24 protein-coding genes, 2 tRNA genes and 1 riboswitch are annotated in these 24,648 nt (G+C 24.2%); of the genes, 11 read left to right on the top strand and 15 right to left on the bottom strand.

Annotated elements, in window-relative coordinates; translation table 4 throughout:
* The 4 genes from QEG99_RS01995 (at position 1) to QEG99_RS02010 (ending at position 1,537) form a co-directional block, all read left to right on the top strand.
* Positions 1-86: transfer RNA gene (locus QEG99_RS01995), tRNA-Leu, on the top strand.
* Between the two features lie 74 nt (positions 87-160).
* Positions 161-251, top strand: a tRNA-Ser gene (locus tag QEG99_RS02000).
* Positions 252-442: 191 nt separating this feature from the next.
* Complete coding sequence (locus tag QEG99_RS02005; protein WP_280102338.1) at positions 443-1,135, top strand: hypothetical protein; 693 nt, start codon at positions 443-445, stop codon at positions 1,133-1,135.
* A gap of 78 nt (positions 1,136-1,213) precedes the next feature.
* Positions 1,214-1,537, top strand: coding sequence for a hypothetical protein (locus QEG99_RS02010; RefSeq protein ID WP_280102339.1), 324 nt, complete (start codon positions 1,214-1,216; stop codon positions 1,535-1,537).
* 48 nt (positions 1,538-1,585) lie between these two features.
* On the opposite strand, the gene QEG99_RS02015 is transcribed toward QEG99_RS02010, so the two are convergent.
* Complete coding sequence (locus tag QEG99_RS02015; protein WP_280102340.1) at positions 1,586-5,302, bottom strand: DUF262 domain-containing protein; 3,717 nt, start codon at positions 5,300-5,302, stop codon at positions 1,586-1,588.
* A gap of 87 nt (positions 5,303-5,389) precedes the next feature.
* On the opposite strand from QEG99_RS02015, the gene QEG99_RS02020 reads away from it, so the two are divergent.
* From QEG99_RS02020 to QEG99_RS02040, 5 genes are read left to right on the top strand one after another with little or no spacing between them, the layout of a single operon-like run.
* Positions 5,390-5,941: an inorganic diphosphatase gene (locus tag QEG99_RS02020; protein WP_280102341.1), complete on the top strand. Its 552-nt coding sequence runs from the start codon at positions 5,390-5,392 to the stop codon at positions 5,939-5,941.
* 48 nt (positions 5,942-5,989) lie between these two features.
* Positions 5,990-6,607, top strand: a complete 618-nt coding sequence (locus QEG99_RS02025; RefSeq protein ID WP_280102342.1) for a ribonuclease HII — start codon at positions 5,990-5,992, stop codon at positions 6,605-6,607.
* Positions 6,608-6,639: 32 nt separating this feature from the next.
* Positions 6,640-7,467, top strand: coding sequence for an MAGa7180 family putative nuclease (locus QEG99_RS02030; RefSeq protein WP_280102343.1), 828 nt, complete (start codon positions 6,640-6,642; stop codon positions 7,465-7,467).
* The gene (locus QEG99_RS02035; RefSeq protein WP_280102344.1) at positions 7,460-9,301 is read left to right on the top strand and encodes a DUF2779 domain-containing protein; all 1,842 of its coding nucleotides are present in this window, start codon (positions 7,460-7,462) and stop codon (positions 9,299-9,301) included. The genes QEG99_RS02030 and QEG99_RS02035 overlap by 8 nt, the downstream gene beginning before the upstream one ends.
* Before the next feature lie 52 nt (positions 9,302-9,353).
* Positions 9,354-10,103 (top strand): MIP/aquaporin family protein, encoded by a 750-nt coding sequence (locus QEG99_RS02040; RefSeq protein ID WP_280102345.1) that lies wholly within the window; start codon positions 9,354-9,356, stop codon positions 10,101-10,103.
* Between the two features lie 71 nt (positions 10,104-10,174).
* On the opposite strand, the gene QEG99_RS02045 is transcribed toward QEG99_RS02040, so the two are convergent.
* From QEG99_RS02045 to QEG99_RS02065, 5 genes are all read right to left on the bottom strand, one after another.
* Entirely contained in the window at positions 10,175-11,005 is an 831-nt protein-coding gene (locus QEG99_RS02045; protein ID WP_280102346.1) for a deoxyribonuclease IV, read from the bottom strand.
* Positions 11,006-11,014: 9 nt separating this feature from the next.
* The gene (locus QEG99_RS02050; RefSeq protein WP_280102347.1) at positions 11,015-11,788 is read right to left on the bottom strand and encodes a Nif3-like dinuclear metal center hexameric protein; all 774 of its coding nucleotides are present in this window, start codon (positions 11,786-11,788) and stop codon (positions 11,015-11,017) included.
* Positions 11,789-13,117 carry an RNA polymerase sigma factor gene (locus tag QEG99_RS02055; protein ID WP_280102348.1) on the bottom strand — a complete coding sequence of 443 codons (1,329 nt, stop codon included), beginning with the start codon at positions 13,115-13,117 and terminating at the stop codon, positions 11,789-11,791.
* Between the two features lie 74 nt (positions 13,118-13,191).
* The gene (dnaG, locus tag QEG99_RS02060; RefSeq protein WP_280102349.1) at positions 13,192-14,973 is read right to left on the bottom strand and encodes a DNA primase; all 1,782 of its coding nucleotides are present in this window, start codon (positions 14,971-14,973) and stop codon (positions 13,192-13,194) included.
* A 20-nt stretch (positions 14,974-14,993) separates the two neighbouring features.
* Entirely contained in the window at positions 14,994-16,358 is a 1,365-nt protein-coding gene (locus QEG99_RS02065) for a glycine--tRNA ligase (RefSeq protein ID WP_280102360.1), read from the bottom strand.
* A gap of 76 nt (positions 16,359-16,434) precedes the next feature.
* On the opposite strand from QEG99_RS02065, the gene QEG99_RS02070 reads away from it, so the two are divergent.
* Complete coding sequence (locus QEG99_RS02070; RefSeq protein ID WP_280102350.1) at positions 16,435-17,088, top strand: uracil-DNA glycosylase; 654 nt, start codon at positions 16,435-16,437, stop codon at positions 17,086-17,088.
* Between the two features lie 9 nt (positions 17,089-17,097).
* Positions 17,098-17,187: riboswitch (TPP riboswitch) on the top strand.
* A 16-nt stretch (positions 17,188-17,203) separates the two neighbouring features.
* Positions 17,204-17,812 carry a hypothetical protein gene (locus QEG99_RS02075; RefSeq protein WP_280102351.1) on the top strand — a complete coding sequence of 203 codons (609 nt, stop codon included), beginning with the start codon at positions 17,204-17,206 and terminating at the stop codon, positions 17,810-17,812.
* Between the two features lie 110 nt (positions 17,813-17,922).
* Here the strand turns inward: QEG99_RS02075 and QEG99_RS02080 are convergent, their stop codons facing one another.
* From QEG99_RS02080 to QEG99_RS02120, 9 genes are read right to left on the bottom strand one after another with little or no spacing between them, the layout of a single operon-like run.
* Complete coding sequence (locus QEG99_RS02080; RefSeq protein ID WP_280102352.1) at positions 17,923-18,306, bottom strand: hypothetical protein; 384 nt, start codon at positions 18,304-18,306, stop codon at positions 17,923-17,925.
* Positions 18,306-19,718, bottom strand: coding sequence for a F0F1 ATP synthase subunit beta (gene atpD / locus QEG99_RS02085; RefSeq protein WP_280102353.1), 1,413 nt, complete (start codon positions 19,716-19,718; stop codon positions 18,306-18,308). The genes QEG99_RS02080 and atpD overlap by 1 nt, the downstream gene beginning before the upstream one ends.
* An 18-nt stretch (positions 19,719-19,736) precedes the next feature.
* Positions 19,737-20,591: an ATP synthase F1 subunit gamma gene (gene atpG / locus QEG99_RS02090; RefSeq protein ID WP_280102354.1), complete on the bottom strand. Its 855-nt coding sequence runs from the start codon at positions 20,589-20,591 to the stop codon at positions 19,737-19,739.
* Positions 20,591-22,156: a F0F1 ATP synthase subunit alpha gene (atpA, locus tag QEG99_RS02095; protein ID WP_280101550.1), complete on the bottom strand. Its 1,566-nt coding sequence runs from the start codon at positions 22,154-22,156 to the stop codon at positions 20,591-20,593. Before atpA ends, atpG begins: the two co-directional genes overlap by 1 nt.
* Complete coding sequence (locus QEG99_RS02100; protein WP_280101551.1) at positions 22,156-22,698, bottom strand: F0F1 ATP synthase subunit delta; 543 nt, start codon at positions 22,696-22,698, stop codon at positions 22,156-22,158. Before QEG99_RS02100 ends, atpA begins: the two co-directional genes overlap by 1 nt.
* A 1-nt stretch (position 22,699) precedes the next feature.
* A complete protein-coding gene (gene atpF, locus QEG99_RS02105) occupies positions 22,700-23,251 on the bottom strand; it encodes a F0F1 ATP synthase subunit B (RefSeq protein ID WP_280101552.1) in 552 nt (183 codons plus the stop codon).
* A gap of 6 nt (positions 23,252-23,257) precedes the next feature.
* Positions 23,258-23,542, bottom strand: a complete 285-nt coding sequence (gene atpE / locus QEG99_RS02110; protein WP_280101553.1) for an ATP synthase F0 subunit C — start codon at positions 23,540-23,542, stop codon at positions 23,258-23,260.
* A 34-nt stretch (positions 23,543-23,576) separates the two neighbouring features.
* Positions 23,577-24,266 carry a F0F1 ATP synthase subunit A gene (locus QEG99_RS02115; RefSeq protein ID WP_280101554.1) on the bottom strand — a complete coding sequence of 230 codons (690 nt, stop codon included), beginning with the start codon at positions 24,264-24,266 and terminating at the stop codon, positions 23,577-23,579.
* Positions 24,241-24,585 carry a hypothetical protein gene (locus QEG99_RS02120; RefSeq protein WP_280101555.1) on the bottom strand — a complete coding sequence of 115 codons (345 nt, stop codon included), beginning with the start codon at positions 24,583-24,585 and terminating at the stop codon, positions 24,241-24,243. The genes QEG99_RS02115 and QEG99_RS02120 overlap by 26 nt, the downstream gene beginning before the upstream one ends.
* Between the last annotated feature and the right edge of the window lie 63 nt (positions 24,586-24,648).

Below are 24,648 nucleotides of genomic sequence, written 5' to 3' on the forward strand. Positions count from 1 at the left end.
GCTCAGGTGGTGAAACGGTATACACGCTAGATTGAGGTTCTAGTGCAAGAGATTGCATACGGGTTCAAGTCCCGTTCTGAGCACCATATACATTAATGTACCAGTTAGCAAAGTTGCTAACTTTTATTTTTTTCATAAAATAAGGTATAATTAAAATATTGGAACAGTACCCAAGAGGCTGAAGGGGGTGCACTCGAAATGCACTAGGAGAGGTAACTCTCGCGCAGGTTCAAATCCTGTCTGTTCCGCCAGATGTTTATAGCACCGAAATGTTAGTTATACTAACATTTTTTTATGTATTTAATAATAATATAATATATAAAAATATTAATTAATTGTGTTATAATATATATGAATAAATATTTTAATTAATTTAGTTTAAAGAATTATAAGTCCGCAAGGAAGAAATATTTATTAAGTTAAAAAGGAGGAGGTCCGAAATATGGACGAAAAATTAAAAAAAATTAAACAAGTTGAATCATTTTCAGATAATCCAGAAAGTGATTTTATAAATTTAAGAAACAAACTAAAAAATGGAATAAAATGAACAGAAAGTGAAAAGATTAGATTCTTTAATTCTCAATTGTACTTTTTAGATGATAGCAGAATAATGGAAAGCAAATTAGTAACCCCTTTAGCACTAAATCTTAATAAAAGAACTCTCGACAAAACAATCGATTTAAAAGATTTAGCATTAATTGAAACACTAGATATGCCTGGAATAATTTCGGAGTGAAACATTGTATTTCCTGAATTAAATGAATTAGCCCAAAGACATCCGCTTGAGGGTTCAAATTATGTTAGAAAGGCGGTCTTTATAGGTTCTCAGTCAGCCTTGGAACCAATAGCGGAAGGAGCGGAATCAACACCATTGCAGAATCAAACTTTTACAGTTGGTTTATCGCCAATTAGATGACCTATCATCCCATTACAAAACAATGCTTTAACAAAAGAACCAGAACTTTGAGACAATCAGATCCAAAATGCTAAAGAATCGATTTACAAGGGAGTACGAAAAAGATTTTATGAAAGTTTATTCCAACATGCGGATACTCCTATGGCTACAAATGAAACATATGAAGGCGGTCTAACACAAGAGGCAAAAATCTTAACAGCTGAAACAGGTAAATTCTAATTTAGTGATATTAATAAATTAATTGAATATACAAAGGCAAGATATGGGACCGACATAACTTCTCGTTTCGTTATTGTTATGCACCCAGATACATTAAACCATTTAACACGAGAATTTGTAAACGAACAAAGAAACCCCGGATTCATTAACTCGCAATATGATAATAAGTCCGGAAAAAGATACAGAGGTGTTCAAATCTTCACCTCAGATTATTATCCAGATTCAACAATTGAAAGTGGTAAAAAACTTGCGGTTATTTTTGACAAAAAATCCGTTTTAGCTTATGGTTTAACTTTAACGGTAGCTAGTGATCATCGCAAACAGGAAATTTATGTTTCAACTCGTGGTGAAGTTAAACTAATTGATCCTTATATTTATAGTAAATTTATAGAAATAAAATAGAATTATATATAGAAATTAAAAATCTCCTAAAACATAGGAGATTTTTAATTAATCATTTATTTCTATTTCTAAAATAAAATCCTGTTCATTTAAATTAAATTTTGATATAAGTTTTTTCATTTTATTAACAATAGTATTAGCTGATAAATTGATGTCGTAAATTATATTAGAATTATTGATTTGGGCACTGTTGTAAAATTTTTTATTTATATCTAGTGTAAAAACAAAATCTTGTTTAGCTAGTTCATAAATTTTATCAATATTTATTTTTTCTAAAAGATTCATAAAAGAAATGTATAACTCTCTAAAGGAATTAATCAGTAATTTATTTTTTTTATAAGAAAAGGAGATAATTTTTAAATTTTTAACTTCTTTTAATAAAGATAAATTTAAAAATTTAGTCTTTTTATTATTTTTTAACTTTTTAATTAATAAATCTAAATTTGCATAAACATTATCATTATTGTTAAAAGAATAATTTCTATCTACTAGAACTAACGAAAAAGTTTCTTTGTTGATATTATAAAATTTCAATATTCTTTTAATGTTATTAAGAATTTTGTTTGAACTTCCATAACCATTAAATTTATAATCAGAATCTTTTATATCGATGAATTTATGACTAGTTTTATCACTTTTTTGCGATTTTAAATAAATAAATTTATAATTTATTTTAGCAAATTGAATCATTTTTTCTTTGTCTATTGCATTTAAAATATCGAAAATATTACTAATTAGTTTTATAAAACTATTAACTTTTATTTTATTATTTTCATAAGTGAAATATAAAGGTTTTTTGTTTATTATCAAATTGTTTTTGTATTTTTTTAAAAAATTTATTTCAATGTATTTGTTTTCTAAATTATTTTCTTTTATTTTATTTAAATTATCATTTATAAAAACATTTTCATCAAAACTAATTTGATTATTTTTCGAATTAGATTTTATTATTTGATTTTTAAATTCTTCTAATTTTAAAATATCGTCAAAAACTTTTTTAGACCTTTTATCACTTATTTCTAAAGAAAAATCATTTTCATTTATTTTAAAATACTCTAAAATATTTTTTATTCTTCGGAAAATATCTTCAGAACTTCCATTTAAATAAAAAGTTCAAATGGAGTTTTGAATGTCGAAATATTTTTTATTTTTAACTTTTTTATATTCATTTTTATTATATGCATATTTTCAATTAATTGCATACTCATTCATTTTTTCAAAATTAATTACATTTAAAATTTCTAGAACAAAATAATATGCTTTAGCAAAAGAAGAAATTTTAAATTTATAATTTTTATAATTTAAATATAACGCATTTTTTCCCTTAATATCATTAGTATAAGGTTTGAAAAAAGTAATTATTTGATTTTTTTCGTTATTTATAATATTTTCTGGCGATTTATTTAAATGTTGATTAATTGATTTATTATTTTCATTTTCTTTTACAAAATTAATTAATTTTTCAAAATCATTTTCATCTCTTTTATGTTTTTGATCACCTATTTCTAAACTAAAATCATTTTTTTTGATTTTATAAAATTGCAAAATATTGATAATTTTTTTAAATGTATTTTCGCTATTTAAATTGGCAAAAAAAGTTAAATTAGAAAATTTTAAATCTATATAATTAATATTTTCTTTTTTATTAGTTTTTGTTCTATCAAAAATTGTTTTACTATTTATTTTAGCAAATTTGTACATTTTTTCTTCATCTAATGAAAATAGTATTTCTAAAACAAAATTATATGCTTTAGCAAAAGAAGAAATTTTAAATTTATAATTTTTGTAGTTTAAATATAAAGCCTTTTTTCCTTTAATTTTTTCAAGATTAGACTCGATAAATAAAATTTTTTGATTTTCTTTACTATCAAAATCATTTTTTAATAAAATACTTAAATTCTCATTAATTAAAACATCATCCTTTTTATAATTATCAATTTTTGGAAAAAAGTTTTCAAAATTATTTTGATTGTTATTTGATAAAATTTCATTTTCGTTATTTTTAAATACTTTATTTTCGATAACGGAATTTGAATATTCATCATTTTCTAAATAACTAGGAAAATGATGAATTATTTCAGCTATGAGTTTATTTAATCTATTTATAATAGATTTTTCATTTCAATTATCTTGATTAATTATATCTTCATTTAATTTTCTAAATTTTGATTTTTTATATTCTTCCTTTTTTTCTGCAAATCCCTTATCTTTTAATTCTGAATTAACACCTGTAAGAGTTAAATTACCTAAATTGTTTAAGTATTTAAAATGAATTTCATCAAAATTTTTGCCCACTTCTTCTTTTCATTCAAAATTTCTTTTACTTTGGGGCATTATATGTTCAATTGTAATATTTTTATCTAATAATACTTTTTCTTTATTTTTATTATTTTCAATTTGAATTAAAATAAATTTAGTTATTTTTTTATTTTTTTCTATTTTATATCCATTTCATTTTCTCAAATAAGAAGCGAAGTCATTGTTTATTATGAATTTATTTTCATTATTTTCTTGTTCTTTGAAAACATTCACAAATGCATCAAAAATTTTATTTTCATTTGAATTTATTATATTTTTTAATTTAGAAAATAGTAAAATAACAAAATTTGTATTAATAATTTGGTTTGCAACGGATTTTCTAATATAGTAACTAATTAATAATTTAAAAATCTTATCTATATCAAAAATTTTATTTTTATCTTTTAAGCATTCATTTCTTTTCTTTAACAATATTAAAACTAGCGGGAAAAATATATTAGCCCCCACTTCTTTAAAATGATATAAAAGTTCATTTTCATTATTTTCTTTGTATATAATTTTCGTATAAAGATTAGAATAATATTTAATATCTTCTAAAATATTTTTGTTATTATTGTGTTTTGTTTTATAATATTCTTTAAATTTTTTATAAATCTCATTTTTCTTAATTCTTTTTGATGACTTTACAAGTAAATAGTCCATAAAAAAATTTTCTAAATCATTTTGATTTTTAAATTTTTCCTCAATTATTTTTCAGTTATTAATATTACCATTTTTACTACTGTATTTATCAAATAAAATAAAATTTTTAATTAAGTCAATTTCATTTAATCTTTTGCCTAAATAATTAGTTTTTTCAAAAAATTCTTGTGCATTAATACCTTCTTCTAATGTTATAACCGATATTATAATTGATGAAAGTTTTTTTCATAGTGAATCTTTACTATTATATTTTAGGTAATTCGAAATTAACTCGTTAATTACTTTATAGTTTTTATCAATAACAGAAAATTCATCATAATTACCATATCCATTTTTTAATTTTAATAATAAATCGTTTAATTTTTCTTGATCATCTTTTATTAATTGTAATTTTATTTGCAGATCTTCTGAATCGTTTTTACTATTTGAATTATCTAAATAAATGACTTTTTTTATGTTTTTAAATAAATCAGAATCCAATTCTTTTTCAATATTATTTAAAAAAGAAATGAAAATTAAAAATAAAGTTGTAATCCTTTGTTGCCCGTCGATTATATGGAATTCATTGATGGTTGTAAAAGTGTTTTCTTGAAATTGAAATATTTTAAAAACAAAGGTTCCTATGAAATTATAGTTTCTACTTTCTAATATATCTTTTAAAAAAATTGAAACATCTTCTTCGTTTCAAATATACTTTCTTTGAAATTCTGGAACGATTAATGGTTTTGGATTATCTGAAATATTTTTAATTCATTTTCAAATTTCGCTTTTTACAGGTAAGTTATTATTTTCCTTATTTTCCATTTAAATATTATATAATATTTACCGTTTTTTACCCATAAATATAATTAAATTTGTTTAAAAGGACATTTTTTTATGTATAATAACTTTATGAAAAAAATTGTTACAGTAAATATTGAAATCCCAAAGGGTTCAAATATAAAATATGAATATGATAGAGAAAATCAACAAATGGTTGTTGATCGAATTTTAAGAGATGGATTTAGATATCCAGCAAACTACGGTTCACTAAGAGAAGCATTAGATTGAGATGGAGATGAACTAGATGTTTTAGTATATTCTGAAGAATCTTTTGTTCCAGGAGTTGCATTAAATGCAAGAATTATTGGGGCAATGAAAATGATTGATGATGGTGAAACTGATACTAAATTAATTGCTGTTCATGAAGATGATTACCGTTTAGATAATATCAATAGTTTAAACGATTTACCAAAATGATGATTAAGAGAAGTGGAGATTTTTTTCAGTACTTACAAAAATTGAAAAAAAGTTGGAATTACTTCTGTTAACGGATTTGAAGAAATTGAATGAGCAGTTAAAGAATATCAAGAGTGTGTTGAATTAATGAATCAATATGGATCAATGCCTAAAAAAGAATTTATAAAATTAATGATGGAAAAACATCCTGATAAATATAAATAAAATTATAATAATGACTAAATCAGTCATTATTTTTTATATAATTTAAAAGTGAAAAAGAAATTCGATGAAAGTTTTATAAATAAAGATATAAAAATTATTGTAGGATGCGATGAAGTGGGGAGAGGATGCATAGCTGGTCCGGTTGTTGCCACTTGCATAATTTTAAAAGATAATTTTAATAGTGATTTAATTGATGATTCTAAAAAAATTAATAAGAAAAAGCATTTTGATTTAGTTAATTTAATAAAGGAAAATTCAATTGAATATCATACTGTTTTTATAAGCGAAAAAATTATTGATGAAATTAATATTTTAAATGCAACTAAATTGGCAATGGAAAAATCTTTATCTAAATTTCAAACTAAATATGATTTAATTTTAACTGATTACATCAAATTAAATGTTAATAAAAAACAAGAAAATATCACTAAAGGCGATCAAAAATCTCTCACAATTGCCAGTGCATCATTGATTTCTAAATACACAAGAGATGAATATATGAAAAAACTTCATAAAAAATATCCAGAATACGGTTTTAATACAAATGCAGGATATTTAACAAAAAAACATAAAAATGCAATTTTAAATAACGGAATTTTAGAATGTCATCGACACAGTTTTGAACCAATTAAAAGTTTAAAAACTAATAATCAGTTATTAAAATAAGTTATTATTTATCGAATATATAAAGGAGCAACATGAAATTAAAAGAAAGAAAATATTACAATGGAATTCATTATTTTATTGATAAAGAAAATCAAGTAGTAAAACTTGAGCAAAATTTCCATCAAAATCTTTTAAAAAATATGGGAACATGAAATGGGTTTAAAAAAATTGGAGGTTCATCAATTGGTGATGTTTTGCAAACTGATGCCTATAAATCAGAATTTTTAGCATTTATCAGAATGGCAAAATTGGATATGCCAATTTTAGATACAAAATATATTGATGCTGGGGTTGCAATCGAACCGATGGTAATAAATGTAATTAGAGAAAAATCCAAACAAGAAATTGAAGTTTTTCCACCAGAAAAATATGCTTATGATTATTTTAAGGGAAAAGATGATATTATCGGCGGAATTCCTGATGGATATATAAAAAAATTGAATATGATTTTAGAAATTAAAACAACAGGAATTAAAAATCTTGAAAAATGAGAAAATGGTGAAATTCCTGTTGCTTATTTAAAACAAGCACAACTTTATTCATATTTAATGAATTGTGACACATTTGCTATTGTTGCTACCTTTTTGCATCCTGAAGATTATGATAATCCCCAAAATTACCCAATAAAAGAAAGAAAAATTAGAACATATAAATTCAAAACTAATGTTGCTCAAATTGAAGATGATATTCAAAAAATAAAAAAATGATATACACATTATACTAATTTAGGAATTTCTCCTAAATATAATCAAAAAATTGATGGTGAACTACTAGATTATTTAGAATGCAGAAATCAACAGGAGTGAAATGATTTATTAAAAAAATGACAAATTTTAGGAAAGGTTAAAATAAGTGAATAAAGAGTATATAACATATAATCATTTTTTAAAACTTAATACTAGTCAAAAGTATTTTATTTGAAACAAATTACCAATTGATAAGCTAAATAATGAAATTGATAGCGAAGAAAATTTAGAGACATTTTGAGATTTTAATCATCAAATTGATATCGAAAGCGAATTAGATGTAAGTATGGTGGAAACTAGAGCATCAGTTTTTCTAGAAGTTGAAAGAGCATTTGAAAATAAAATCACCAATTTATATGGTATAGAAAATGTTTATGTTGTTAGATCTAAGACAACAGAAAGTGCAATAATCGAAACAAAAGAAGCACTTTTAGCAAATAAATATAAATGTATTTTATATCCAGTTTTTGAATATAAAAATGCTATTGCCAAACCAACATTAATCGATTTAGAAAAAAATAAATTATCAAATCTTAAATTATCAACTTCCACTAAAAGAAAAGATATTTTAAAACCTTATTGAGATTTTTGAATTACTAAACAAAGTTTGAAAATAGATGATATTTCTTATTATTTAATAAAAATAAACGAAAATCCGATAAAAGATGCAAAAGACTTTACTGAAATATTTTGTATCAATACTAATAAAAGTAAAAAAGTTTTTACCGACAAGCAAAAAAAAGAGTTAGAAAAAACTAATGATTTATTTTTTTATAAAACATTATTGACCCAACAAGGAATAACTTATAAAGAATATAAAAAATTTTCAAATAATTTTAGAAATTTTGATAACAATCTTTTTAATATTATTTCTTCAAGAACTATTGAAGGAGTTTCTAAAAAAGATAGTTTTTTCCAAATCATAGAAATAAATGATGCCATTGAGCAGATTAATGAAGCTAAAAAAATTAGTGATTATCAAGAAATTAGCGAATTAGATAATACAATTTTTGACTCTAACAGTCAATTTGATCAATTATTAAAAATAAGTGAACCATCTTTATATGGTTATAGTGGTACAATTTTTAAAAAAGATAAAATTATTGATTTAATTAATAATAAACATTTTAATTCAATCGATAATCAACTTCAAGATTTTTATTTATATAAAATGCTTAAAGAAAATAAAATTTTAGTTTTTAAAGACAGCGAAGTTGAAAAACACTTAGAAAATTTAAATAATATTAATAAAAGAATTATTTGATATGATTTTGAAGGTTTTTCACTTCCTTATTCACCAATGAACGGAATTCAGCCATATCAACAAATGGTTTTTCAACTTTCAATTAAAGAAACATATAAAGGTAAAATAACTGAAAATACATTCGATAGTGAAAATGTTGTTTATGATCCTCAAAAAATTTCAGCTCAAACATTTGTTGAAATAATTACAAGAATTTATGCAAATAAAGCCGATTATTATGTTGTCTTTAATCAAGGATATGAAAATACTAGAATTAGAGAAATGTTGAAAATAATTGAAAATGAAGATCCGAAAAATTATTTAAAAATCAAAGATTATGTTTTGTGAATTAAAAATAATACAATTGATTTAGCCGATTTTTTTAGTGGTTATTCTGAAAAAAATAAAAATTTACCTTTTATTTTTATTCCCGAACTAAAAGGATTTTATAGTATTAAAAAAATTGAAAAATATATTACAAAACACAATATTAATTTAAATCATTTAATTACTCCTTATTCAGAATTAGAAATTCAAAATGGAGTAAGTGCTATGAGTAAGGCGATAGCTAGATATATCGGTTCTATTGGTGATAAAGAATGAAATGAAGTGAAAAAAGAACTAAAAAAATATTGTGAAAATGATGTAATGGCAATGATTATGGTACATGATTTTATTAATTGAATAATAAAAAAATCAAATTAAAAATATTTAAATTTTTACTTTAGTTATTAGATTTTAAAAAGGGTGAAATAAAATGAATATAATTGATCAGTTTTTACCAGAATTTTTAGGTACATTAATATTAGTATTTTTCGCTAATGGTGTAGGATATAGTACTTCAGCTCAAAAAATGTTTGCCAGTTCTTCATCATCTAAATGATTATTAATTTCTTTCACTTGTGGTTTTGGACTATTTATAGCAATTATTATTGCTTATTCTTTAAACGGTGTTGCACATTTAAATCCTGCAATTTCTATTTATTTTTCTATTTATCAAAAACAACCGTTGTTTTTATTATTAATTATTTTTCAATTTTTAGGTGCTTTTAGTGCCCAAATTATTTTAAATTTCATTAACTGAAAACACATTCAAGTTACAGATTTAGTTTCTATTAGAAATTCTCATTGTACTTTTCCAGCGTTTGCAAACAAAGAAAAAGCTACTATTTTTAATTTTTCTTATGAGCTGATTGCTACTATGATGTTAATTGGTTTTTTATTAGCCTCTGAAAGAGGTATTAATAAACAAATTCTTTCTGGCTTGGGGCCAATTCCTGTATCAATTCTTGTCGTTGTAATAGGGATGGCAATTGGATCGTCAACAGGTTTTGCATTAAATCCAGCTCGGGATTTAGGTCCGAGAATTATTTATCGATTAATGGAATTAACTATTTTAAAAAAGCGAAAAGATCAACATATTGGTGCTAATTGATCGTATTCCTGAATCCCCACTTTAGCCCCTACTATGGCAGGAATAATAATTGGACTTTTTGCACTTATATAAAATAGTAATTTAAATAAAAAAAAAAAAAAAATAGATTGACTTAAATGAAGCAATCTGTTTTTTATTTTATTTTAATCAAGTTTTAGTAAATATTCAATTTCTTGATCGTAAATTGGCCCTTCATCTTTTCATGGGGTTTCTAAAATTATTGGAATATTATCAAATAGAGGATCATGAACAATTTTTTTTAATATTTTTTTATCTATATATCCTTCACCAATATTAGCATGGCGATCTTTATGGGAGTTTAAGGGGTTTTTTGAATCGTTTAAGTGAATTACTTTTAAATATTTTAAAACACCTTTTTCTTTTATAAGATTAATGAATTCATCATATTTTTCTAAATTATATCCTGCATCTCAAATATGACATGTATCTAAACAAATTCCTTTTCGATCGCTTTTAATGTTTTTCATCATATAAATTAATTCATCAAAATTAGTTCCAATTTCAGTCCCTTTACCCGACATTGTTTCAATAATAATTTCAACATTTTTAGTTTTTTCTAAAATATAATTTATTGATTTAATTAACTGCTCAATTGATTCTTGTCTAGTAAATGAAGTATGTGAACCGGGGTGTAAAACCAAATATTTTGCACCAATATAATTCATTCTTTCAATTTCTTCGATTAAAAAATTAATTGCAAATTCAGATTTTTCTGGATTTGCTACATTAGTAATATAAGGAGCATGTACAACTATATCAGTTGGAGAAATTAAATCTTTAAATTCACTTAAATATTCGTACAATTTATAATTTTCTACATTTGTTCTTAATGTTGTTTGTGGAGCTCCTAAATAAATCATCGCACAATTTGCGCCATTTTTTAATGATTCTTCTATTGCACCATATAAATAATTAGGTTTTTTAAATGAAACATGAGATCCTAATTTAATCATTTTACTCCTTTATAAATTGTAAATAAATTCATTTATATCTTTTATTTCAATTATTAAGTTTTTGAATTTATGTTCTAATATTTTTTTAAAATAATTGCAGTTAACTTTTTCAATTAAATGCGGAACTATCAGCAAATTTAATTTAAGTTCATTAACAGTTAAAAGTTCATTTCATTTTAAATCGGATGTAATATATAAATCCGCTTTAAATTGCTTTTTGATTTTTAAAAGATTTTCAATTCCTGCTGATCCTGGCAAAATGGCAATCTTTTGAACTTTTAAATTATTTTTTACATTGCTTTGCATTGAATTAAAATTAAAAGCATTTTTTAAATCATTGATTATTTCATTAAATTTTGTTGCTTTTTCTAATTTTACCAAAGCATTAAAGCGATCTGAACTTTCTATATGTGCATCTCATTTTAAAAAATTGATAATTTGTTTTACACCGGTATTTGGTAAAAAATCGAAATTAGTGTGTGCTGAAAAAACATTAATTTGATTTTTTTTGATTAACTTATGCATTTGTTTTTTATGAGGTTCTTTTTCAAATGTATTTTTTAAAAATCCTTTATAAAATAAAAAAGTATGATAATTCAAAATAAAATCAAATTTATTTTCTAATGCGTATTTTAAAACATCTTTTGTTAAATCGAGTGAAATTAAAATTTTTTTAATTTCTTTATCAAAAAAATAAGAAGAACCCACTGTATCTCATTCTTCTTTAATTTCTTGTGGAAATTTTGAATCAAGAAAAGCGATAATTTCTTTGCTATTAACCATTTAATCACCTTGCATATAATCTTTTAATTTTCTTTTCTTTTGGGTATGTTTTAATTTTTTTAAAATTTTCGATTCAATTTGTCTAATTCTTTCTTTTGTAACTCCTCGTTCATCAGCTAATTCATCTAAACTATGAATACGATATTTGTTGCCGTTTTCATCCTCTCCAACACCATATCTTTTCATAATCATTTTTCGTTCATCTTCTTCTAAATTATTTTGCAACATTTCATTTAAAATTGATGCCAGTTCTTGTGAAGCAGCAAAATCAATTGGGGATATAACACTTTCATCTTTAATAAAATCAGAAAAAAATGAATCATCTTCTTTTCCAATTGGTTTATCTAATGAAATTGGATCAATGTTGATCTTTCTTATATATTGTACTTTTTCAGCTGTAAAATCATCTTCCATTCTTTCAGCTATTAATTCATCAGTTGGTTTATGACCTAATTCTTGCTGTAATTCTCTTTCAATTTTAGTTAATTTATTGATTGTTTCAACCATATGAACAGGAACTCTAATAATTCTCGCTTGATCAGCTACTGCTCTTGTAATTGCTTGTCTAATTCATCAAGTGGCATATGTGGAAAATTTATATCCCATTTCAAATTCATATTTAGAAACTGCTTTTAAAATTCCTGCATTACCTTCAGAAATTAAATCAATAAAAGCTAATCCTCTATTTTTATATTTTTTAGCATTATTAATTACTAATCTTAAATTTCTATTAATAAGTGTATGACGGGCTTTTCTCCCTTTTCTTCCGCCTCTTTTAATATCTTTAGCTAGTTTTACTTCTTCTTCTGGAGTTAATAATTTACCATATTTACCAATTCACCTCATATATCATTTAATAATGTCATTTGTTTCAGTTAATTTGTTTCTTAGTTGTGAATCAGTTAAATTAAAATTATCTTCTTCCTCGCCATCTTCTAGAAGTAAATCATCGTCGTTATCATAGTCTTTTAAATATAAATCAGAATCATCATCATCAAAATCCATATCATCTAAATCATCAATTACATTTTTCTTGCTTTTTGATTTTTTAGAACTACTTTTAAATTCTTTTTTAAAATCATCTTCATCAACATCCTCAAGATCGCCTTCATCAACTTCGGGTTTTAAAATTTTTTCACTTAATAATAATGAAAAAAGATCATCCGCCTCATCATCATCAACGAAATATTTTTTAGAATTAATGAATTTATAAACCTCTTCTTGAGTTAAAAATTTGTTCTTTTTTCCTTTTTTCTTTTCTAACTCCTTTTTCAGTGCCTCTACTAAAATTTCATAGTTTTTATTATTTTTTATGATTTTGTCAGACATTTAACTCTCCACTTCTTAATAATTTTTTTATAATGTTTAATAATAAAAATTAAATATAAAAATTATATCATATTTTACTTTTTAACTTTATTTTTTTCACTCATATTAATAGAAATTTTTAATAATTGGTCAATTCTGCTGTTTAAAATTTTTCTTTTTTCTGGATCTTGTTCATTTTCAAGTTCTTTTTCTTTTTCTTTAATTAATTTAGTTATTTCAATTTTTCGATTTTTATATATTTTATCATTGTAATCTAAAATTGCGCTGTCTCAATCATTTTCGTCGTTAAATGTAATAGTCGAATAAAGATTATTTTTATTTAATTTTTTTAAAATTTCATCTTTATTATTAGTTGCTAAAATATCATTAATTATTTTTTTATCATTAACATTGAAATCAATGTCATCTTTTTGCTTAAGATAAAGTTCTCTCATTTGTGGAATTAAGGCAATTGATGTAATTATTTCCGCTCTTTTTCTATTAAATTCAATGTTAAATTTATTATGAATATTATTGTTTAAAATTATTTTATTAAAATTATTATTGTCATTTTGAAAACTATTTTCTGCTCTAATAATTTTGTTATTTTTATATTTATTAATACTTTTTTCAATAATTAATGCAGGTATTTTTAAATCAGTTTCAATTTTTTTTAAATAGATTTCTTTTTCTCTTCAATCACTATTTTCCAAAAATATTAATAAGTCGTTAATGAAATTATCAACAGTAATAAAATTATTTATGTCGACATTAGTTGATAAAATGTTATACATATAGGATAAAGGTGAGATTCTTTTTTTAATTAAATTAATTAACTCTTGTTTTCCAAATTTATTTAAATATTCATCAGGATCGAAATTTGTGTCGTTATTCACTATTTCAACTTTAACATTATTTTTTATTAAAATTGATAATGATTTTTTAGTAGCTTCAATTCCGGCGCGATCACCATCTAGCATCAAAATTACATTATATTTTTTTAATAAATCAACATGATCTTGAGTTAATGCAGTTCCCATTAATGCAATTGAATTTTTAAAATTTGCTTTGTATAAAGCTATTACATCCATAAAACCTTCACAAATGATAATTTCATTATTAAGAGGAATATGATTTTTAGCATTATGAAAATTATATAAAATTTTTGATTTTGAAAATAAATTATTTTGTGATGAATTTAAATATTTTGTTGATTTAGCATCAGATTCTAAAACTCTAGCAGAAAAACCAACGGTATCGCCATTTTCGTTTTTAATAGCAAATGTAACCCTATTTTTAAAAAATACTGAGTTATTTTCAGTTATTAATGAACTGTTAATTAATATATCTTCACTATTATTTTTCATCTTCATTATTTTTAAAAAATTAGGAGAATCATAAGCATATCCTATTTCAAATTCGTTTATTAGATCTTCTGTTAATTTTCTAGATTTAATAAACGAATTTAATTTATCTTCTTGATTTATTAATTGAAATAATGATAATTTAAAATATGAATTAGCATCTTCATTTGCTTTAATCATTTTTCTTTGATAATCAGTATATTCAGGTTCGTTATTTTTAAATTGATTTAAATTTAATTCTAAATTAAATTGCTCATTTAATAAATTTATTGCATTAATATAATTTAAGGAATTAAATTTCATCACAAAATCAATTACAGTTCCCGATTCTTGACAACTAAAACACTTGAAAATTTTTTTGCTTGGAGAAACAGTTAATGAAGGATTGTTATCACCGTGAAAAGGACAAATTCCTACATAATTATTTCCTTTTTTTTGTAAAGGAATAAAAGAAGATATTGCCGATACAATATCTACATTTTCTATTATTTTTTTACTTATATTTTCATTCATATTTCTCCCTTTTAATTCACTTATTTTATATAATTTAATATTTGATCAATATCGATTCTTTCTTGTTTCATTGTGTCACGATTTCTAATTGTTATTTTATTATCATTTAATGTTTCATAATCAACAGTTATGCAATAGAATGTTCCAAAAGAATCTTGTCTACGATATCTTTTTCCAATTGAACCAGTTTCATCATAAGTTGCACTAATATTATTATTAACTAAAAATTGAAAAATATCGTCAGCATTTTTAGAAAGTTTTTTTACAAGCGGTAAAATCGCAACTTTATATGGAGCTAATTCTTTATTAAGTTTTAAAACTATTCTTGTATCATCATTTTCTAATTTTTCATTTTCATAACTATCAACTATTAATGCTAAAAGTAGTCTATCCATTCCGATTGATGGCTCAATTACATGGGGAATAATTTTTTTATTAGTTTCTGGATCTAAATACTCTAAATTTTCTTTTGAATGTAGCATATGAGATTTTAAATCAAAATCTCCCCGGTGTGCTACACCCAATAGTTCTCCTCAACCAAATGGAAATAAAAATTCAATATCACTTGTTGCTTGCGAATAGTGAGCTAATTCTTCTTTTTGATGTTCTCTTAATCTAATAGATTTTTCTTTAATTCCTAGTTTTAATAAAAAATTTCAAACTTTTTCTAAATATTTTTTATAAATATCAAATGACTGTTCTGGATAAGAAAAAATTTCTAATTCCATTTGTTCAAATTCTCTTGTTCTAAAAATAAAATTACCCGGTGTCACTTCATTTCTAAAAGATTTACCTATTTGACCTACACCAAATGGTAATTTTGCTCTGGTTGCTCTTTGAACATTTTTAAAATTAACAAAAATACCTTGAGCAGTTTCTGGTCTTAAATAAATAAGATCTTTTTTATCAACAACAACTCCTTGTTGAGTTTCAAACATTAAGTGAAATTGTCTAATTGAACTTCAATCAGTTTTACTATTATCATATTCTTTAACATTCTCTTTAATAAAATTTTCTAAATCCAAATTTGACATATTTTTTATATCAATTTCTGGAAATAACTGTTCAACAATGTGATCAGCACGATATCTTTTATTATTTAGTTTATTTTCAATTAAAGGATCAGAAAAATTTGCGACATGACCCGAAGCTTCTCATACTTTTGGATTCATTAATATTTTAGTATCAACTGCAAAGTTATTTGGTTCTTTAATAATAAATTCTTTTCATCAAAAATCCTTTAAATTTTTTGCTAATAGTGAACCTAAAGGTCCATAATCTCAAGTATTAGCTAATCCACCATAGATTTCTGAACCTTGAAACACAAATCCAGCACTTTTTAAATGATTAATAATTTCTTGGATATTTTTCTCTTTATTCATAATACTTTTAATTATATAAAAAAGTTGTTTATTTTTATAAAAAATAAATAAAAGTTTTTAATTCTAATATAATTAAATAATGTTAAGTAAAAAAGATATAGTTGATTTTTTAACTTCGGAAAAAAATAAAAATTATTATATAGATTTAATGAATTATTTAAAAAAGCAAAAAGAAACTAAAATTATTTTCCCTGCTGTAAAAGATATTTACAAATCTTTAAAAATAACTGATTTTCAAAATTTAAAATTGATTATCATTGGACAAGATCCATATCATGGCGAAAATGAAGCTGATGGTTTGGCTTTTTCTACGCAAAATAGTAAATTACCCCCTTCTTTACTAAATATTTATAAAGAAATTAAAAGAGATTATCCTAATTTCCAAAAACAGGACGGGAAATTGGATGAATGAGCTAAACAAGGTGTTTTACTTTTAAATAGAGTATTAACAGTTGAAAAAGATAAACCTAATTCGCATGCTAATCAAGGATGAGAAATTTTTACTAGTAATTTTTTAAAATTTATTAATCAAAATTATAGTAATTTAATTTTTTTACTTTTAGGCAAAAAAGCTCAGTCAATTATTAATGAAATTGATTTATCAAAACAAATAATTATCAATCTTTCTCATCCTTCGCCTTTTAGTTATCATATCAGTTTTCAAAATTCTCATGCATTTTTTAAAATTAATCAAATTCTTAAAAAATTAAATAAAAGGGAAATAAAATGGTAAAATTATATTGCTAACGCACAGGGGTGCCACTTGGCTGAGATTATACCCTTTTAACTTGATTTGGTTAACACCAACGTAAGAAGTGCTTTTTTCTGTCGTTAGTAGAAAGAAAAAAATGAAAAAACAAATATCAATTAAAAAATTGGTTATTATTTCTGTTGTTCTTTCTTTAGTGATTTTTAGTAAATTTATTGAAATGATTGTTCCGGATTTACCTAATGGTTTAGGTAATATTTTTAAATTATCTGAAATTATTTTATTTATGTCAGCAATAATTTTTGGTTTTTCTGTTGCTTTTGTCGCAATTAACATATATTTAATAATTATTGCTCCAATATTTTCAGGTTTCTTTTTAAGTGGAATTTTTTATATTGATGGAATTACAAATCAAATTGCAATATATTTTTTAGACTATTTCATTCCTCTTAATTTTTTAACTTTCATAGCTTTTTTTAATTCAAAAAAATCAAAACAAATATTTTTTTATGCTTATTTAATTATTTTTATAATTTTACTATCTCATACAATTAGTGGTTATGTCTTTTTTAAAAATTATCTTAATCCAGTAATTAAAAATGAATTATTTTATTTTCTATTATCTTTTGGCTTAAATTTACTTGGTTATATTATTTTATTTATAGGGCTACCACTTTATTGTTGATGTTCACTAAATTTGAAAAACAAAATACTTAAAGACCATATTTTAAAAAATCAATATCTTTAAATAGATTAGCAATAAATTAATAATTTTTAATATAAAAATAGATCTTAAAAACTAAAGATCTATTTTTATATTATCTAATATTTTCGATTATTATAATTTATGATTAATTGTTATTTTTTATTTTTTTCTAACTCTTTTTTTATCGAAATTTCTTTTTGAATATTTTGTATATGATTAGAATTTTTTAACTTGTCATTATAAATGTCAAAACTTTGAGATGAATCGGTGAAAGGCGAATAAGAAACTGAATCAGTAATGATATTTATAAATGCACTTTCAGCATAAACAATTCCTGAATTAATATAAATAATTTTTTGTTCGTTTGAAGTGTTTCATCCAACAAACATTTTCGAAGGAACAATCGAAGAAACAAATGGTTGTGTACCATATTGTATTCCTTTGTATCCCTCGGTTGTTTTTAAAGTTACAATTTCTGTTTCTTGTTCTAAAAAAGTTCCATTTGGAGTAATTATTTTAACTTTCGTTTTCTTCATTATGATTTATTTAATTTATTAGCTTTTTCAACAGCTTCTTCTATTGAACCAACATATAAAAATGCTTCTTCAGGTAAATTATCGTGTTTTCCATCTAAAATTTCTTTAAAACTTCTAATTGTATCTTCTAGTTTTAAAAATTTTCCATTAATACCAGAAAATTTTTCAGCGACAAAAAATGGTTGAGATAAAAAGTTTCTAATTCTTCTTGCTCTTGAAACAATCTTTTTATCTTCTTCTGATAGTTCATCCATTCCAAGAATAGCAATAATATCTTGTAGTTCTTTGAATTTTTGTAAAATTTCTAAAACTTGACGAGCTACTGAATAATGTTCTTCTCCAATTATTAGCGGATCAAGCATTCTCGATCCAGATGCTAGCGGATCAACAGCAGGATAAATACCTAAAGCAGCGATATTTCTATCTAAAACTGTTTTTGCATCAAGATGAGCAAAAGTTGTAGCAGGAGCTGGATCGGTTAGATCATCAGCAGGCACATATACAGCTTGGACAGAAGTTATAGAACCTTGATTGGTTGAAGTGATTCTTTCTTGTAATTGTCCCATTTCAGTTGCTAATGTTGGTTGATAACCAACTGCAGAAGGAATACGTCCTAATAAAGTAGAAACTTCTGAACCCGCTTGTGTAAATCTGAAAATATTATCAATAAATAATAAAACATCTTGGTTCATTTTATCTCTAAAATATTCAGCCATTGTTAAACCTGTTAAAGCAACACGCATACGAGCTCCAGGAGGTTCATTCATTTGACCAAAAACTAAAGCTGTTTTATCTAAAACACCAGCCGCTTTCATTTCGTAGTAAAGATCATTTCCTTCACGAGAACGTTCACCAACTCCAGCAAAAACTGATAATCCACCATGCTGAGTAGCGATGTTATTTATTAGTTCTTGAACTAAAACCGTTTTACCAACTCCAGCTCCACCAAATAAACCAATTTTTCCACCTTTAACATAAGGGATTAATAAATCGATTACTTTAATTCCTGTTACTAAAATTTCTGATGTTGATTTTTGATCTTCATATGTTGGTGCAGGAGCGTGAATTGGCATTTTTATTTTTGTATCAGGCGCAGGCAATTCATCAATTGGCTCACCTAAAACATTAAACATTCTGGACAAAACTTCGGTTCCAACTGGAACAGAAATTGGTTGTCCTGTATCAATTACTTCTAAACCTTTTGATAAACCGTAAGTCATATCCATAGAAATTGTTCTTACAACATCATCACCAATATGCTGTTCTACTTCTAAAACAATTTTCTTTTCAGAATTTTTTGTTTTCAAATTTATTTCTAATGCATTTAAAAGTGCAGGAATTTGCCCATTTTCAAACTTAACATCGATAACAGGACCTAAAATTTGAACAATTTTTCCAACGTTTTTTTTCATAGTTTCCTTTCTTTCGTTTTATTCTGATGAAGTTCCACCAATAATTTCAGTAATTTCTTGAGTAATGGATGATTGTCTTCCTCTGTTAAAGACAATTTCAAGATTTGAAATTATTTCATCAGCATTATTTGAGGCATTTTCCATCGCGCTTCTTCTTGATGACATTTCAGAAATTTTAGATTCAGCTAAAAAACTAAAAATTGATGATCCTAAATATAATGGAACGATATTTTTTACAATAACAGATGCTGATGGTTCGAATTCTGTTAATGCTTTTAAAGTGTTATTTTTTACTGATTTATTTGCAAAATTTTCATAATTTATTGGTAATAATTGAAAATTAATTGGTTCATATGTAACACTATTAATAAATTTTGTGTAAACAACATTAATTGCGGAAATTTCTTTATTATCTATCATTTTTTCAATTAGCGAAAGCACCTTTGAAACAACTACATAATTTAAATCATCACCATAATTTAAATGACTTTGAATTATTTGTTGCTCATAATCTTTAAATAAAATAAAGCCCTTGTTTCCAAAAATAATTATTTTATCTTCATCTTTTAACTGATTTTTTACTAATTTAAAAATATTTGTATTATAACCTCCACAAAGACCTAAATCTGAGGTTATTATAATATATAATTTTCCTTTATTATTATCTAATTTAATAACATTTTTAGCATCTTTAGAATTTTGAAAAAGTGAAGCTAAAATATCATTAATTGTTTGCACATATTCTTGAATAGAAAGATGATTATTTTTCATTTTTCTTAATTTAGCACTAGATAATAATTCCATTGCTTTTGTAATTTTTCTTGTATTTTCTATTAAATTTATTCTAGTTTTAATTTTTTGTAAACTCGCCATTAAAACTCCGGCATTTTAGGATATAGATTTGGATCATAATTTGGAATTTTATTGATAAAATCTAGTACAAATTTTTTCAATAATAATTTGAATTCAACAAGTAATTCATCATAAAATGATCTATCTTTAAGTAAAAGAGCTTTTAATTCTAAAGCTTTTGTATCACTATTAATAAATTTAATTAATTCATTTTTATATTGTGAAATATATTCTTTAGGAATAGGATTAATTAATTTATCTTTAACAGATAAAAGGATAATAGATTGATCCGTTTGATCGATATGTACATATTGTCATTGTTTTAAAAGTTCATAAACTTTAGCACCATGATCTAAAATTCTTCTAGTTGATTCATCTAAATCAGAACCAAATTGAGCAAATGATTTCATCTCATTATATTGTGCTAATTGCAATTTAAGTGAAGAAGATACAAATTTCATCGCCTTTGTTTGAGCGGATGAACCAACTCTAGAAACTGAAAATCCTACATCAACTGCAGGTTTTTGCCCAGAGTTAAATAATGATTCTTTCATAAAAATTTGTCCATCAGTTATTGAAATTACATTAGTAGGAATATATGCAGAAATATCTCCTGCTTGAGTTTCAATAATCGGTAGTGCAGTAATGGATCCTCCACCAAATTCAGGACTTAATTTCGCCGCTCTTTCAAGTAAATATGAATGTTGATAGAAAATATCTCCAGGATATGCTTCTCTTCCCGGCGGTCTTCTTAATAATAATGATAATGTTCTATATGCTACAGCATGTTTGGATAAATCATCATAAACAATTAGTACATTTTTTCCTTTGTTCATTCACTCTTCAGCAATGGAAACTCCAGCATATGGTGCTATATATTGCAATGGCGCTAATTCTGATGCTCCTGCTACAACGATGGTAGTATATTCCATTGCCCCACTTTTTGAAAGCTTATCAACAATTTGTGCTACAGTAGAATTTTTTTGTCCAATTGCTACATATACACAATTAACATTTTGTCCTTTTTGATTTAAAATGGCATCAATAGCAACTGCTGTTTTTCCAGTTTGACGATCTCCGATTATTAATTCTCTTTGACCTTTACCAATTGGAACCATAGAATCGATTGCTAATATCCCTGTTTTTAATGGTTCATTAACACTCGATCTTTTCATAACTCCAGGTGCTTTAACAAAAATTTCTCTTCTTTTTGAAAAATCAATTGTTCCTTTTCCATCAATTGGTTCTCCTAAAGCATTAATTACCCTTCCAACCATTTGTTCTCCAACAGGAACAGAGATGATTTTATAAGTTCTTTTTACTTCATCGCCTTCTGAAACGGCATTTTCACGTCCCATAATAACAACACCGACAAATTCTTCTTCTAAATTCAAGACCATTCCATAAACATTATTAGGAAATTCAACAAGCTCACCTAATTCCGCTTTTTCTAGTCCTGATATTAAAGCAACACCATCTCCTACTGAAATAACTTTTCCAATTTCATCATATGCTATTTTTTTACCATATTCTTTAATTTGATTTTTAATCAATGACGAAATTTCACTAGCTTTATTAAAAGACACTATTCACCTCCTTTTAGTACATAATTTTTAATTTGTTCTAAATGAGAAGTAATTGAATTTTCAAAAATATAATCTCCAATAACAATCTTAATTCCCGCTATTAACGATTTATCAATAACATTTTTTAAAATAACTTTGCTATTAAGTTTTTTTTCGATGAATTTTTTTACTTCATTCATTTTGGAAATTTTTAATTTATTAACTGAATAAACAATTCCTTTTTGAATATTTTGAGATTTTAAAACAATTTTTTCAAATTCTTTTAAAATATCGCTAATGGCAAAAATGTGCATTTTTTTAGTTAATAATTTAATAAAATTTATAAGCATTAAATCAATTTTATTTTCAAAAATATTATCAATAATTTTTTCTTTCTCTTCTTTTGAAACATTAAACGATTTTAATAAAGTAATTAAATTTATATGATTTTTAAAAATTTTTTCCAACATTTGACATTGTTCATAAAATAAATCTAATTTATCTTCTTCATTAGCGATTTCAAACAAAGCATTTGCATATCCTAAATAATAATTTTTAGTCATTTTACTCGTAGACCTCGTTTAATAATTTATTAATCAATTCTTCTTCCTCGTAGTGACTAACGTGTTTTTCTAATATTTTTGATGCTAATTTAGTAGCAACTGAAATAATTTCTTCTCTAGATTCTTCTTCAAATTTTTTTTGTTGTTGAGCAACGGATTTGTGCCCATCTTCAATGATTCTTTTTGCTTCTTTTTTTGCATTTACAATATATTCGTTTGCAATTTTTTCAGACTCTATTTTTGCTTGATTAACAATTCCTGCTGCAGCAATTCTTGCTTCTCAAAGTTCTAAATTTCTTTTATTTTCAAGTTCAATTGATGATTCGCGATTTTTAATACTTTCATCGATGTTATCTTGAATAAACTTTCTTCTTTCACTAATTGATTTTCTTATTGGTTTAAAAACTAAACCATATAATACTAAAACAACAATTATTAGTGCTATAAAAGTTGCTAACATCACTCATGGATTTGGAAAAATTCCTTTAAATAAATTGCTAATATCATTTCCAGGATCCACTTCTGGTTTTGAACTAAATAATTTTAATTCCATAAATAATTAATAAACAAATATTAAAAGTATTGCAACAAGTAAAGCATAAATTGAAGATGTTTCAGCAATAGCACAACCGATAATCATTAATTTATTTATTTTCTTTTCAGCTTCTGGATTTCTTCCAACTGCTTCAGCTGCTTTTCCTGCAGCATATCCTTGACCAGCACCAACTCCTAGTGCTCCAACCATCGCTAAACCAGCTCCGATTGCAACAAGACCAATTCCTGTTGAATTACCTGATACTTTTTCATCAAGTTTTGAAGCTATTTCTAAAATTTCGTTTGTCATTTTTTCTCCTTTTGTTTTTATTTTTCTATTATATTTATTCCCCGTCAGCACTTGAACTTCAAAACATTGTAGTTAATAGTGTAAATACATATGATTGAATAACAACACCAAAAATGTCTAAATAAAATACTAATGGTGATAAGAAAATGGCAGCCGGTAAATTAAATAAGGCAAAACTACCTATAGGTAATAAATTTCAAATAAATTGTAAACCTGCATAAAATATAATTAAAAGTGTAGAACCACCTATTATGTTTCCAAACATACGAAAGGAAAGTGAAATAAGCGGTGCTGGAATTGAAATAATTTCAAGTGGATTAATATATTTTTTGAAAAATGATAATCTTTGATAAGAAATACCAATTACATAAATTCCTAATCACGAAATTAATGCCAATGTTAATGTTACTGAAATGGTGCTTCCTACCGGTTCTAGACCGATAACAGAAAGTAAATTACCAAATAGTAAAAAAGTTAAAAGTCCAAATAAATATGGTTTAAATTTAGCTATTCTTCCTGAATTAGAACTTTCATCAACCAATTTATCCACAATTCCAAAATATTGTTCAACAATATAAACTGCTGTATTTGGTGCTTTGTCTTTTTTTGTTTTTTTAATTTGAAAATACAATATCAAGGATATTATACAAATTAAAAAAACCATAACAAAAAGAGTAAAAAGTTGTGGCTGATTTCAATTAGATAAAAAACTGTCTTTGTCCATTTCTTTTCCTCTCCTTTATATTATTTAATATTAAATTTATTAGTATTGATGGAACAATTAATGAAATTCCTATAATATAAGAAATAATATTAATCGGTCAAAAAGCATAAATATTTTTATCAATACTAAAACTTTTATTTATAAATATTATTGTTATTAATATTAGCCCATGAAATAAAACTAAAAACATTCCTAATATAATATTAAATAAAAATAATATTTTACTTTTTTTATTGCCTTTTCCTTTATTTTTTGAAATACCATTTGCAATTGCAACTTTATTTAAAAAAGAAAAGGAAACAGAAATAAATGAAAACATTCACCCAAATAGAAGCGAATGATTTCATAGTGTTAAAATTAAAAAAATAATTAGTACCAGTAT

It is taken from the genome of Mesomycoplasma lagogenitalium, assembly GCF_029854295.1.
Taxonomy (GTDB): Bacteria; Bacillota_I; Bacilli_A; order Mycoplasmatales; family Metamycoplasmataceae; genus Mesomycoplasma_A; species Mesomycoplasma_A lagogenitalium.